Source organism: Micromonospora yasonensis, from assembly GCF_026013475.1.
Lineage (GTDB): Bacteria > Actinomycetota > Actinomycetes > Mycobacteriales > Micromonosporaceae > Micromonospora > Micromonospora yasonensis.
This window is the reverse complement of sequence record NZ_JAPDPH010000217.1, coordinates 1-11,977: the sequence shown is the minus strand read 5'-3', so window position 1 is coordinate 11,977 and position 11,977 is coordinate 1. Positions and strand designations below refer to the sequence as shown.

11 protein-coding genes are annotated in these 11,977 nt (G+C 76.5%); 5 read left to right on the top strand and 6 right to left on the bottom strand.

From position 1 onward, the window contains the following. On the bottom strand, positions 1 to 1,174 hold a 1,174-nt coding region (locus ONA70_RS29650; protein WP_265009793.1), incomplete at its 3' end, for an ATP-binding protein. A 190-nt stretch (positions 1,175 to 1,364) separates the two neighbouring features. On the opposite strand from ONA70_RS29650, the gene ONA70_RS29645 reads away from it, so the two are divergent. After that, positions 1,365 to 3,596: an AAA family ATPase gene (locus tag ONA70_RS29645; protein WP_265009792.1), complete on the top strand. Its 2,232-nt coding sequence runs from the start codon at positions 1,365 to 1,367 to the stop codon at positions 3,594 to 3,596. A 90-nt stretch (positions 3,597 to 3,686) separates the two neighbouring features. Here ONA70_RS29645 and ONA70_RS29640 read toward each other — a convergent pair whose 3' ends face one another. From ONA70_RS29640 to paaK, 3 genes are read right to left on the bottom strand one after another with little or no spacing between them, the layout of a single operon-like run. Next, entirely contained in the window at positions 3,687 to 4,253 is a 567-nt protein-coding gene (locus ONA70_RS29640; protein ID WP_265009791.1) for a dienelactone hydrolase family protein, read from the bottom strand. A gap of 51 nt (positions 4,254 to 4,304) precedes the next feature. Beyond that, positions 4,305 to 4,688 (bottom strand): hydroxyphenylacetyl-CoA thioesterase PaaI, encoded by a 384-nt coding sequence (gene paaI, locus ONA70_RS29635; protein WP_265009794.1) that lies wholly within the window; start codon positions 4,686 to 4,688, stop codon positions 4,305 to 4,307. Between the two features lie 37 nt (positions 4,689 to 4,725). Next, positions 4,726 to 6,033 carry a phenylacetate--CoA ligase PaaK gene (paaK, locus tag ONA70_RS29630; protein WP_265009790.1) on the bottom strand — a complete coding sequence of 436 codons (1,308 nt, stop codon included), beginning with the start codon at positions 6,031 to 6,033 and terminating at the stop codon, positions 4,726 to 4,728. A gap of 267 nt (positions 6,034 to 6,300) precedes the next feature. On the opposite strand from paaK, the gene ONA70_RS29625 reads away from it, so the two are divergent. The 3 genes from ONA70_RS29625 (at position 6,301) to ONA70_RS29615 (ending at position 9,112) form a co-directional block, all read left to right on the top strand. Beyond that, entirely contained in the window at positions 6,301 to 6,783 is a 483-nt protein-coding gene (locus ONA70_RS29625) for a FluC/FEX family fluoride channel (protein WP_265009789.1), read from the top strand. Continuing rightward, complete coding sequence (gene crcB / locus ONA70_RS29620) at positions 6,780 to 7,142, top strand: fluoride efflux transporter CrcB (protein WP_265009788.1); 363 nt, start codon at positions 6,780 to 6,782, stop codon at positions 7,140 to 7,142. Before ONA70_RS29625 ends, crcB begins: the two co-directional genes overlap by 4 nt. Before the next feature lie 380 nt (positions 7,143 to 7,522). After that, entirely contained in the window at positions 7,523 to 9,112 is a 1,590-nt protein-coding gene (locus ONA70_RS29615; protein WP_265009787.1) for a glycosyltransferase 87 family protein, read from the top strand. Between the two features lie 15 nt (positions 9,113 to 9,127). On the opposite strand, the gene ONA70_RS29610 is transcribed toward ONA70_RS29615, so the two are convergent. Both ONA70_RS29610 and ONA70_RS29605 read right to left on the bottom strand, forming a co-directional pair. Continuing rightward, positions 9,128 to 9,460 carry a hypothetical protein gene (locus ONA70_RS29610; protein WP_265009786.1) on the bottom strand — a complete coding sequence of 111 codons (333 nt, stop codon included), beginning with the start codon at positions 9,458 to 9,460 and terminating at the stop codon, positions 9,128 to 9,130. Between the two features lie 118 nt (positions 9,461 to 9,578). Further along, complete coding sequence (locus ONA70_RS29605) at positions 9,579 to 10,796, bottom strand: MFS transporter (RefSeq protein WP_265009785.1); 1,218 nt, start codon at positions 10,794 to 10,796, stop codon at positions 9,579 to 9,581. Positions 10,797 to 10,910: 114 nt separating this feature from the next. Here ONA70_RS29605 and ONA70_RS29600 point away from each other — a divergent pair, with 114 nt between their 5' ends. After that, positions 10,911 to 11,900: a LacI family DNA-binding transcriptional regulator gene (locus ONA70_RS29600; RefSeq protein WP_265009784.1), complete on the top strand. Its 990-nt coding sequence runs from the start codon at positions 10,911 to 10,913 to the stop codon at positions 11,898 to 11,900. The last annotated feature ends 77 nt before the right edge of the window (positions 11,901 to 11,977 follow it).

Below are 11,977 nucleotides of genomic sequence, written 5' to 3'. Positions count from 1 at the left end.
CCTCGCGGGCGGCGGCCATGGCGGCGGGCAACGCCCGGCCCGGCTCACCGGCCAGCCGCCAGTGGTGGGCCAGCCGGGCCTGGTGCAGCTCGGCGGTGGCCGAGGTCAGCGCCTCGGCGTAGCGACGGTGCAGCGCGGCACGTTCGGCGGGCAGCAGCTCGTGCGCCAGCACCTCGGCGACGAGGCGGTGCCGCAGCCGGTAGCCGTCGTCGGCGCTGACCAGCAGCCGATGCGCCACCGCCGCCCGGACCGCCTCGATCAGCTCGTCCTCGGGCAGCCGGACCACCTGGGCCAGCAGCCAGTGCTCGACCGGCTCGACGCCGGCGGCGATCGCGTGCACCACCGTGTGCGCGTGCTGCGGCAGGGCGTCGACCCGGGACAGGAAGACCTCGCGCAGCGTGTCGGACAGGTCGTCGCGGCCGTCGCGCAGGTCGCGCGCCAGCTCCTCGATCACGAAGGGGTTGCCGCCGCTGCGCTGCCACAGCCGGTCGGCGGCCTCGGGCACGAGCGGATCGCCGACGATCGCGGCGGCCAGCGCGTCGGTGCCGGCCCGGTCCAGCGGCGCCAGGTCGACCACCCGGACCGAGCGCAGCCGGCGCAGCTCGGTGAGCACCCGGCGCAGCGGGTGGGCGCCCTGCAACGACTCGGCGCGGACCGCGGCGAGCACCGACAGCTGCAGGTCGCCCAGGCCGGCAAGTAGGTAGAGCAGGAGCTGGCGGGTGCTCCGGTCGACCCACTGGAGGTCGTCGAGGACCAGGACCAGCGGGCGACCACCGGCGACCAGGTGCAGCCCCTGGGAGACGCGCTCCAGCAGCGCGCCGGCGCCGTCCGGACCGGGGGTCTCCTGGTCGAACACCTGGAGCAGGCCACGGACCGCCGAGGCGGTACGGGCCCCGGTCGGCTCGGCGTCGAGCCGGCGCAGCGCCTGCCGCAGCGGGTGCAGCGGGGACGCGTCCCCGATGTCCAGGCAGGAGCCGGTGAGCACGAGTGCGCCCGCGTCCCGTAGCCGGGCGGTGACCTCGGCCAGCAGCCGGGTCTTGCCCACCCCGCTCTCGCCAGTGAGGAAGACCGCCGCGGTGTGCCCGGGGGCCAGGTCGTCGAGAAGTGCCGATCGGAGCGCCGCCATGGTGTCGGCACGACCGACGAGCGGCGCGGTGTCCACATCGCTGGCCATGGCACGCAGCCTAGTCACAGGCCCCCGTAACGTTCTACGGCGTCAGGGCGCTAGTGGTACTCCTCGCGTCGACATTGCGACTAATGGTTGCGAGTGGTCGACATACGTCGTCCTACCGATCCCCCGACGTACCGGTGGTGCAAGTCTCCAGAGGTCGTCAGGCAGCGGGCCGGGGGAAAGGGTGGGTGCGATGCCAGTGACCACGACCGGGGAAAGTCGGGAAGCCGTCACGCGCTGGCCGGTACCGGAGGAGAGGCGGACCGTCAGCGTGCTCTTCGTCGACATCGTCGGCTCGACCGGCCTGGTGGAACGGCTCGACCCGGAGGACGTCCGGGCGCTGCAGCGCGCGTACTTCGGCACGGTGGCGGGGGTGCTGCGCCGGTGGCACGGCGTGGTGGAGAAGTACGTGGGCGACGCGGTGATGGCCCTGTTCGGCGCGCACGGCTCCGACGGCTTCGACGCGTACCGGGCGGTGCGGGCCGGGCTGGAGATCCAGGAGGCGCTCGACCGGCGCGCGCCGGCCGGGACCCGGCTGCGGATCCGGGTCGGGGTGGCCACCGGGGAGGTCCTGGTGGACCTGGCCGGCACCCGCGACGGCGGGCACGGCAACGCCAGCGGCGCGGTGATCACCACCGCTGCCCGGTTGCAGGAGTACGCCCCGCCGGGCGGCGTGGTGGTCTGCGCGGCCACCCGGCGGACCGTCGCCGGTCTGCTCGAGCTGCGCCCGCTCGCCGCGATGGCGGTGGCCGGCAAGGCGCAGCCGCTGGACGTCTGGCGGGTGACCGGGCTGGGCCGGCTCGGATCGGCCGACCACCAGGGTCCGCTGGTCGGCCGGCGCCGGGAGCTGACCACGGCCGCTGACGAGATCGCCCGCGCCGTACGGGAGCGGCGGCCCCGCTGGGTCTCCCTGGCCGGCCCGAGCGGCAGCGGGCGCAGCCGGCTGCTGCACGAACTGACCCGCGCGGCGTCGACCGTGGACGGTGTGCCGGTCCGCTGGTACGTGGCGCACTGCCCGCCGTACCCCGGAGGGGACCTGGCGCCACTGGCGGACATGGTCCGTGCCTTCGCCGGGGTCGCCGACGCGGATCCCGCCGCGACGGTACGCCGCCGGCTGGCCACGGCGCTGGACGGACTGCTGCCGCCGGCGCGGCGGGCGGCCGCGACGCACGCCCTGGCCGATTTCGTGGTGGCGCCGGAGGACGCCGGAGCGGCGGCCCGCGGGGCCGAGGTGTGGCGGGAGGTCCTCCTCGACCTGGCGGCCGACCGCCCGGTGGTGGTGGCGGTGGACGACCTGGACCGCGCCGCCCCGGCGCTGAACCGGTTCCTGCACCGCCTCTTCGCCGCCGCGACCGGGCGGGCCCTGCCGCTCGCGGTGGTGGCCACCCACGGTCCCGGCTGGGCCGACCTGCTGTCCGGGGCCGCCGACCGGCGACGCCGCGTACCCCTGGCCCCACTGGACAGAGTGGACACCGGCCGGCTGCTGCGCCACCTGCTCGCCCGGTCCGGCCGACCGGCCGCGCTGGCCCGGGAACTGCTGCCCCTGACCGCCGGCAACCCGGCCGTCGCGCGGGCGTACGTGCGGGCGCTGGACGTCCCCGGCGGCCCGACCGACGCGGCGCCCGACCCGGTACGCCGGATGGTGGACGCCCGGCTGGACCGGCTGGACGGGGAGCAGCGGGCGGTGCTGATGGCCGGTGCGGCATACCGGACGGACGTCACCGCCGACACGGTCGAGCGGCTGCTGGACTGGGCGGCGGGCCGGGCCGAGCCGGTGCTGCGGACCCTGGTCCAGATCGGCCTGCTGCGCCGGGCCGGCCACGGTCGGTACGCCGTCGCCGAACCGACGGTGGCCCGGGTGGCCCGGCACCGGGTGCCCCGCACGCTACGGGCGGAGTTCGCCCGCCGGGCCCGGCCCGTCGCGACCTGCCCAAACCCGCACCCGGCCGCCGGGCGGCGGCACCCGGGCGGCGCGGACCCGCACCTGGTCCGCCCGACCGCCCACCCGGCCGCCACCGGCACGCACCCGGCCGGCACGCGCCCGCACCCGGTCCGCGCAGACCGCCACCGGGGCGACGCGGACACCCGACCGGCGGGCGGGGCGACGCACCCGACGGTCGACGGGCGGCGGCCCGCGACGGTTCGGCCGGTACGTCCGCCGCTGGCCAGGCCGGCCGGCCGGGCCACGGCCGCGCAGAGCGATCCGGCCGGCCGGGCCACGGTCGGGCAGAGCGATCTGGCCGGCCGGGCCACGGTCGGGCTGCGCGGCACCGAGCGGGCGCCCGCCACCGCCGCGCCGGCCGCCGAGGTCCGCGACCGGAACCGGCGGCCGGGTCGGGGCGCACCGGCGCACGCGACGGCGCCGCCGGGGGCTCGACCAGGCCGGGCGGCCGAGACCGGACCGCCGGCGCTCGCCGCGGCATGACCCGACGCCGTGACCGGAGCGGGCACGGGGCCACTCCGGTCACGGCGTCGCGCCGGGCCGATCCCGGCGGGACGGTCCCGGCGGGATCGGTCAGCGGTCGGCGAGGAAGGCCAGCGCCCGCTCCCAGGTCAGCGCGGCGGCCAGCGCCTCGTGGTCGGGCAGGTCGGGGTCGGTGTAGAGGTGCCCCGGGCCCGGGTAGCGGTACACGGCCAGCTGCGCGCCGGCGGCGGTCATCGCCTCCCGCCACTGCTCGACCTCGTCGTGCGGCTCGTACTCGTCGGGGTCGGCGAGGTGCAGCTGCACCGGCAGGCCGGGCCGCACCGACTCCGGGGCGCCGCCCGTGCCGTGCAGCAGGAGCAGGCCCGCCGCCGCCGGCCGTTCGGCGAGCAGCGCGCCGGCCACGCCCGCGCCCATCGAGAAGCCGGCCAGCACCGTCTCGGCGGGCAGCTCGGCCACCGCCGCCCGGGCCCGTTCCAGGACGGTGTCCCGGCCCACCTTGTCCAACAGGGCGAAGCCCTCCGCCACGGTGCCCGCGGGCGGTGCCCCGTACAGGTCGGGGGTGCTCACCTGGTGGCCGGCGGCGCGCAACCGGTCGGCGGCGGCGAGCACGGCGGGCCGCAGCCCGTAGACCGAGTGCAACAACAGGATGTGTGCCATCGGCCCATCCTGGCGCACCCCACCGACAGTCCGGCCCGGCGCGCCGGGCCCTCAGGGCCGGCCCTGGTCCCGGGCGATGGTGCGGCTGCGGCCCCGGAACTCGGCGACCACCTCGTCGTCCCGCCACACGGTGACGTCGTAGATGCCGCTGCGGCCGTGGCGGACCCGCTCGGTGGCCCGGGCCTCCAGCAGGTCGCCCTCGTGGACCGGGCGGAGGAAGCTGATCTCGCCACCGGCGGCCACGGTGGCCGGGCCGTGGCTGTTGCAGGCCAGCGCGAAGGCGGTGTCGGCGAGCAGGAAGACGAACCCGCCGTGGCCGATGGCGTGACCGTTCAGCATGGCCGGGGTGACCCGCATCCGGGCCACCGCCGCCCCGTCGCCGGCCGAGACCAGCTCGATGCCGAGCCCCTTGGACGCCACGTCGGCGTCGAACATGTCGTGGGCCGCGGTGCGGCCGTCGTGCTCCCCCACCTCAGTGCCCCCGCCGCTGGTCCACGATCCGGCGCATCTTGCCCATCGACCGCTCCACCCCGTCGGGTTCGATGACCTGCACCGCCACGCTCACCCCGATGGTGTTCTTGACCTGCTGCACCAGGGCCGCCCCGGCGCGCTCCGCCTCGTCCGCGGCGACGCCGACCCGCCGTTCCACCTTGACGGTGAGGGTGTCCAGCCGGCCCTGCCGGTCCAGCACGCACTGGAAGTGCGGCGACAACGCCGGCGTACGCAGGATCAGTTCCTCGATCTGGGTGGGGAACACGTTCACCCCGCGCACGATCATCATGTCGTCGGTCCGGCCGGTGATCTTCTCGATCCGCCGCATGGACCGGGCGGTGCCGGGCAGCAACCGGGTCAGGTCCCGGGTGCGGTAGCGGACCACCGGCATCGCCTCCTTGGTGAGCGAGGTGAGCACCAGCTCGCCCGGCTCGCCGTCGGGCAGCACCGCGCCGGTCACCGGGTCGATGATCTCCGGGTAGAAGTGGTCCTCCCACAGGTGCAGGCCGTCCTTGGTCTCCACGCACTCGACCGCCACCCCGGGGCCCATCACCTCGGACAGCCCGTAGATGTCCACCGCGTGCATGTCCAGTCGCTGCTCCATCTCGCGGCGCATGTCCTCGGTCCACGGTTCGGCGCCGAAGATGCCCACCTGCAGTGACGTGGTCCTCGGGTCGATCCCCTGGCGCTCCAGCTCGTCGACGATGGCGAGCATGTAGCTGGGGGTGACCATGATGACCTCCGGCGCGAAGTCGCGGATCAGCAGGGCCTGCCGCTCGGTCATGCCACCGGAGACCGGGATGACCGTGCAGCCCAGCTCCTCGGCGCCGTAGTGCGCGCCCAGGCCGCCGGTGAACAGTCCGTAGCCGTACGCCACGTGCACCCGATCGCCGGGGCGGCCGCCGGCGGCCCGGATCGAGCGGGCCATCAGCCGGGCCCAGGTGGCGAGGTCCTGCTTCGTGTAGCCGACCACGGTCGGCCGGCCGGTGGTCCCCGAGGAGGCGTGCAGCCGGGCGATCCGTTCCCGGGGCACCGCGAACATCCCGAACGGGTAGTTCTCCCGCAGCTCGGCCTTGCCGGTGAACGGGAAGCGGGCCAGGTCGGCCAGCTCGCGCAGGTCGTCGGGGTGCACGTCGGCCGCCTCGAACGCGCGGCGGTAGTGCGGCACGTTGTCGTACGCGTGCCGCAGCGACCAGCGCAGCCGCTCCAGTTGCCGGGCCCGCAGCTCGTCGACGCCGACCCGCTCGACGGGTTCCAGCTCCTCTGGACGAGGGGTGCGGTCCTGCACGGTTGCCTCCTGCGCGACGGCCCCGACGCCGCATCGCGCCGGGCGATGCCGCACACCGTACGCCCGTACCGTTCGTCGTGCCAGGTCAGGGCGGGACGTCGAGCAGCCCGTCCGTGCGCCGGTCGACGCCGCCGGATGATCCGTGGCGGGCCGGGTTATCCTCGGCGGAGACCGGCGGTGGGGCCCGCCGTCCCGAACCGACCGGGAGAACCGCGTCACGTCGCCAACGGTCCCTGCCAGTGATGCCCTGACTGGTGGGAGGCACCGGTGACCCAACCCGACGAGTTCCGCGTCGACCCCGACGTCGACCTGCACGTACCCGCCGACCGGGGGGAGCTGGCCGCCCACCCGGCGGCGGTGCTCGGCGCCATCGCCGCCGGCGGCGTGCTGGGCGCGCTGGCCCGGGCCGGCGCGCAGGCCGCGTTCCCGCACCCGCCCACCGGCTTCCCGTGGGCCACCTTCGGCATCAACGTCAGCGGCTGCCTGCTGATCGGCGCCCTGATGGCGGTGCTCACCGCCCGCCCGGCCGGCCCGCTGGTCCGGCCCTTCCTCGGCGTCGGCGTGCTCGGCGGCTACACCACCTTCTCCACGTACGTGGTCGAGGCACACCGGGCGGTGCTCGCCGGCGCCCCGGGGACCGCGCTGGCGTACCTGGCGGCGACCGTGCTCGGGGCACTGCTGGCGGTCTGGACCGGGGACGCGGTGGCCGGCCGGCTACTGGCCCGGGCCGGCGGTGGGGAGGCCCGGTGACCGTCCTGCTGATCGCGATCGGCGCCGCGCTCGGTGCCCCGCTGCGCTACCTCACCGACCGGGCGGTCCAGGCGCGGCACGACTCGCCCTTCCCGTGGGGCACGCTGACCGTCAACGTGATCGGGTCGCTGGTGCTCGGCGCGGCGACCGCGGCGCCCGCCTCCCCGGCGGTGGCCGCGCTGGTCGGCACCGGTTTCTGCGGCGCCCTGACCACCTGGTCCACGCTCAGCTACGAGACGCTGCGGCTGAGCCGCGAGGGCGCCCGGTTCCACGCCCTGGCCAACATGTCGGTCAGCCTGGTCGCCGGGCTGGGCGCGGCCGCCCTGGGGTACACGCTGACCAGCACGGTCACCGGCTGACCGGCGTCTCGGCGTACCCGGTCTCCTTGGCCAGCAGTGCGGCCCGCTCGTCGAGCCGGGCCGCCTCCGCCGGGTCCCCGGTGGCCTCGGCCACCCGGGCGAGCACCCGCGCGGCGCGCAGCTCGATCGGCCGGTAGCCGGCCCGGACCGCCAGCTCGACGGCGGCCTGCCCGTGTTCCCCGGCGGCGTCGGGCGCCCCGGCGGCGTCGGGTGCCCCGGCGGCCAGCTCGGCGGCGGCGAGACCGGCCAGCGAGGTCGCCTCGCACCAGCAGAACCGGGTCTAAAAGGTCGACCACCGACCCGACGACGACCGCCGGCGTCGCGTTCGGCGTCTGACCGCGGGCCCCCCACGCCCGGCCGAGCTGCCCTATCCTCGGCCGATGCGGGACCGCCGGGTGATGCTGCTGTGGACCCTGTTCACGCTGGCCGCGGCGATCTCCGTCGGGCTGGTGCTGCGCCGCCCGGACCACCTCTCCGACCTGCACATCTACTACGGGGCGCTGGCCGACCTGCGGGCCGGCCGGCCGCTGTACGGGTACGTCGCGGAGAACGGCGTGCCGTTCACCTACCCGCCGTTCGCGGCGCTCGTGCTCTGGCCGCTGACCGCGCTGCCGGAGTCCGTGCTGGGGGCGGTCTGGCTGCTGTCGACGGTCGCGGCGGTGGTCGCCGTCGCCGTACCGGTCGGTGGGGCGCTCGCCGCCGCCCGATCCGACCGGCCGCTGGCGGTGGCGGCGACCGCGACGGTGCTGCTGCTCTCCGCGCCGGTGCAGAGCAACCTGCGCTTCGGGCAGGTGAGCATCTTCGTGGTGCTGCTGGCCCTGCTGGACGGCATGGGCACGGTGCCGGCCCGCTGGCGCGGGGTGCTGGTCGGGGTCGCCGCCGCGGTGAAGCTGACCCCGCTGCTCTTCGTGGCGTACTTCCTGGTCGCCCGCCGGTACCGCGACGCCGGCCGCGCGGTCGGCGCCTTCCTGGCCTGTGCGGCCGTCGCCGCCGTCGTGCTGCCGGCGGAGAGCCGGACCTACTGGGCCGGCACGGTGGTGCAGACCTCCCGGATCGGCGACCTGGCCTCGCTGGGCAACCAGTCGGTGCACGGGATGCTGCTGCGGGTCGGCCTCTCCCCGGCCGCCCTGCCGGTGGTCTGGGCCGCCCTGGTGGCCGCGATCTGCCTGGCCGCGCTGCTGCGAGCCCGGCAGCTCACGGCGGACGGGCGGCCGGGGCACGCCGCGGTGCTGGTCGGCTGCGCCACCGTCGCCGCCTCCCCGGTCTCCTGGACCCACCACCAGATCTGGCCGGTGCTGGCCGGGATGCTGCTGGTCGGCGCCACCGGGGTGGCCCGGAGGATCGCCGGGGCGGCCCTGCTGGTGGCCATGGTGGTGTCGCTGGGCGCGGTGCTCGGCCCGGTGTCGACCCGCCCCGGCGTGCAGTTCCTCCTGGAGAACGCCCGCGCGCTCGGGGTCTGCGCGCTCTGCCTGGCCGGGTTCGGCGGCGTCGCGGTCGCGGCGACCCGGCCGCACCGGCGCGGCCTCGCCGGCCGGGCCTGGCTCCGGCTGGGTGTCGCCGCCACGGCGACGCTGGCGTTCTTCGCCGTGCAGCCGCTGCCGGCCGGGGCCGACCCCACCTTCAAGGCCTACTCGCTGGCGGACGTGGCGAACCCCCGGTACTTCTTCGTCTGCCGGGGTCCGGCCGAGTGCGCCGCGTACGGCGGGACCGGGCCGGTCACCTTCGGCACCGCGGTCGAGCCGACCAAGGTACGGGTCAACGGGGTGGTCTCCCCCGACGTGGCCCGCCTGGAGTACTACTCGGCGCCGGGCGGGGCGCCCCGGGTCATCCCGCTGCTCGCCGCCTACCCCGGCTCCCGCACGTTCTCCTTCCGGTCGGCCAGCATGACGCACGGACGGTTGGTGGCCTACGGGCCGGACGGCCGGCCGATCGCCGTGTACGACGACGAACTCGCCGCCGCGTTCCGCTGATCGGCCGGGGACGGGTCAGCGGGCGCGCCGCTCCGGGTGGGCCCGGTTCCAGGCCCGCATCCGCTCGGGGTAGCCGGTGCGGGCGGCCTCGTACAGCGGGACGGCGTGCCGCTGGGCGATCTTGGCGGCGGCCCGGGGCGAGCCGGTACGGCGTCGGATCCACTCGCCGTCGTCGGCGATGGCGACCACCGTGGTGTCGGTCGCGGTGGTCTCCGGCTCCAGGTAGAACTCGACCCCGCGGCGGCTGGTCACGAACGCCTCCAGGGCGGCCAGGTCGTCCCGGTTCGCCTCGCGGTCGAGCTTGGTCGGGGTGGTCGGGTCGGTGCCCCGGCGGCTGAACCAGCCCATGGTCGCCTCCTTTCCTCGGCGTCCACCCAGTGCAGCACCCGTAGCTGGCAATCGGCTGCGAGACCGGTGGGAGTCGGCTGGTGATCGACAGCGCCGGGGGTCGGGCTGGTCGGGCAGCTCAGCGGGCCGGCGGGCGGAGCACCGGGACCAGGGCGAAGGTGGGCAGCAGGAGCAGCGGCACCAGCCCGAGGGCGGACAGGATGCCCAGGTGGTCGCCGAGGAAGCCGAGCAACGGCGGACCGGCGAGGAAGGCGGTGTAGCCGATCATGGCGACCACGCTGACCCGGGCCGGCGCCCGGTCCTCGTCGTCGGCGGCCGCGCTCATCCCGACCGGGAAGCCGAGCGAGGCGCCGATGCCCCACAGCGCCACGCCGACCACGGCGAGCGGACCGGAGCCGGCCAGCACAGCCAGCGTGGCACCGACGGCGGCCAGCCCGATGGTGCCGGACAGGACGCGTACCCGACCCCAGCGGTCGATGGCCACGGTGCCGGCGGTCCGGCCGAGGGTCATGCCGAACACGAAGACGCCGAAGACGGTGGCGCCGACCGCCTGGCTGACGCCGTACCCGTCGACGAACGCGACCGCCAGCCAGTCGTTGGCGCTGCCCTCGGTGAAGGCCATCACCAGTACGAACAGGCCGATCAGCAGGGTGCGGGGCTCCCGCCAGGTGGCCAGCAGGGCGCGCCGGCGGGACGCCGGGTCGGTCGGACCGGTCGGCTCGGCCGGGGCGGGCAGGAAGGCGCGGGCGGCGAGCAGCGTGCCGGCCAGGACCACCACCGCGACCGCGCACAGGTGCCACCCGACCGGTACGGCCAGCCGGGCCGCCCCGGCGCCGATCCCGGCGCCGGCCACCGAGCCGAGACTCCAGGCGGCGTGGAACCGGGGCATGATCGTGCGGCCGAGCCGCCGCTCCACCGCCGCGCCCTCGACGTTCATCGCCACGTCGCAGGTGCCGGAGCCGTACCCGAGGGCGAAGAGCCCGACCGCGACGCCGACCAGCGAGCCGGCCAGGCCGGCGGAGAGGCCGGCGCCGGCCAGGCCCGCCGCGACCAGGACGGTGGACGCCGCCACGGTCCGGGCCGGGCCCAGCCGCAGGGTGACCAGGCCGGCGGTGGACATCGCCACCAGCGCGCCGGCCGACAGGGCCAGCAGCAGCAGGCCGAGCCGGCCGGCGCTGAGCCCGAGCGCCTCGCGGACCGCGGGCACCCGGGAGAACCAGGTGGCCACCGCGAGCCCGTTGAGGGTGAAGACGACGGCCACGCCGTTGCGGGCCGCCAGGACCGCCCGCGGCACGGCCGGCCGGTCGACGGCCGGCGTGTCGATGGTGCTGCTCACCGCGTCATGGTCCTCTCCCCCGGGTCTCGAGGACAATCGGACAACGGAGAGCGCTCTCAGGGCAAGCCCGCCCACCCCTTACCGCCGGCGGCTCCGACCGGGCATGATGCCGACATGGGTACGCCGACGACACGATCCGCCACCCTCGACGACGTCGCCCGGGCGGCCGGGGTCTCCCGGGCCACCGCGTCCCGGGTGCTCGGCGGCTACGGTTTCGCCTCCCCGGACGCCCGGGACCGGGTGGCGGCCGCCGCCGACCGGCTCGGCTACGTCCCGAACACCGCCGCCCGGGCGCTGGTGCGCGGCCGCGGGGTACGCCTCGTGGTGGCCGTCGTGGGCCGGGACGACACCCTCTTCGACGACCCGTACGTGGATCGGGTGGTGAGCGCGGCGGCCCGGGTCTGCGCCCCGCACGGGCTCGGGGTGACCCTCGAATGGCTGTCCCGGCGCGCCCCGGCCGACCTGCGGCGGCTCGGCGACGACCGGAGTGTTCACGGGATGCTGCTGGTCAACACCACCCAGGCGATGCTCGACGCGGTGCCCGCCCGGATGCACGGCCGGGTCATCTCGATCGGCATCGGCTCGCCCGTCGTCCCCTCCTTCGACGTGGACAACGCCGGGGGCGCCGAGCAGGTCCTGCGTCACCTGTACGCCGGCGGCCACCGCCGGATCGCCATGATCACCGGCCCGCGCTGGCTCACCTGCGCCGAACGGCCGGTGGCCGCGTACCGGTCGTTGATGCGGGCAGCCGGGCTGCCGGAGCGCGTGGTGCGCGGCGACTTCACCGCCGCCCGGGGCGGCCGGGCCGCGCTGGAGGTCCTCGACACCTGGCCGGACACGGACGCCATCTACGCGGCCAGTGACGCCACCGCGCTGGGTGCGATCGCCGCGCTGCGCCGGCGCGGCGTCGAGGTGCCGCACGACGTGGCGGTCGCCGGCTTCGACGACATCCCGTACGCGGCGGTGAGCAGCCCGCCGCTGACCACCGCCACCCACCCGGTCGCCCGGATCGCCACCGCCGCGGCCACCGCCGTGCTGGAGGAGCTGGCGGCGCCCCCGGTCACCGCCTTCCCCTCGACGCTGGTCGCCCGGGAGAGCGCCTGACCCGCGCGGTTGGACCGGCGGGAGCCGGGTAAGCCCCGGCGACCCGACCGCCGGGGGGGGGTGGGCGTGGGGGCCCC

Excerpts from the sequence above, each read along its gene's own strand:
- ONA70_RS29615 (WP_265009787.1), top strand. The coding sequence starts at position 7,523 with ATGCGGGACCGCCGGGTGATGCTGCTGTGGACCCTGTTCACGCTGGCC.
- paaI (WP_265009794.1), bottom strand. The coding sequence starts at position 4,688 with ATGTTCGACGCCGACGTGGCGTCCAAGGGGCTCGGCATCGAGCTGGTC.
- ONA70_RS29600 (WP_265009784.1), top strand. The coding sequence starts at position 10,911 with ATGGGTACGCCGACGACACGATCCGCCACCCTCGACGACGTCGCCCGG.
- ONA70_RS29645 (WP_265009792.1), top strand. The coding sequence starts at position 1,365 with ATGCCAGTGACCACGACCGGGGAAAGTCGGGAAGCCGTCACGCGCTGG.
- ONA70_RS29610 (WP_265009786.1), bottom strand. The coding sequence starts at position 9,460 with ATGGGCTGGTTCAGCCGCCGGGGCACCGACCCGACCACCCCGACCAAG.
- ONA70_RS29640 (WP_265009791.1), bottom strand. The coding sequence starts at position 4,253 with ATGGCACACATCCTGTTGTTGCACTCGGTCTACGGGCTGCGGCCCGCC.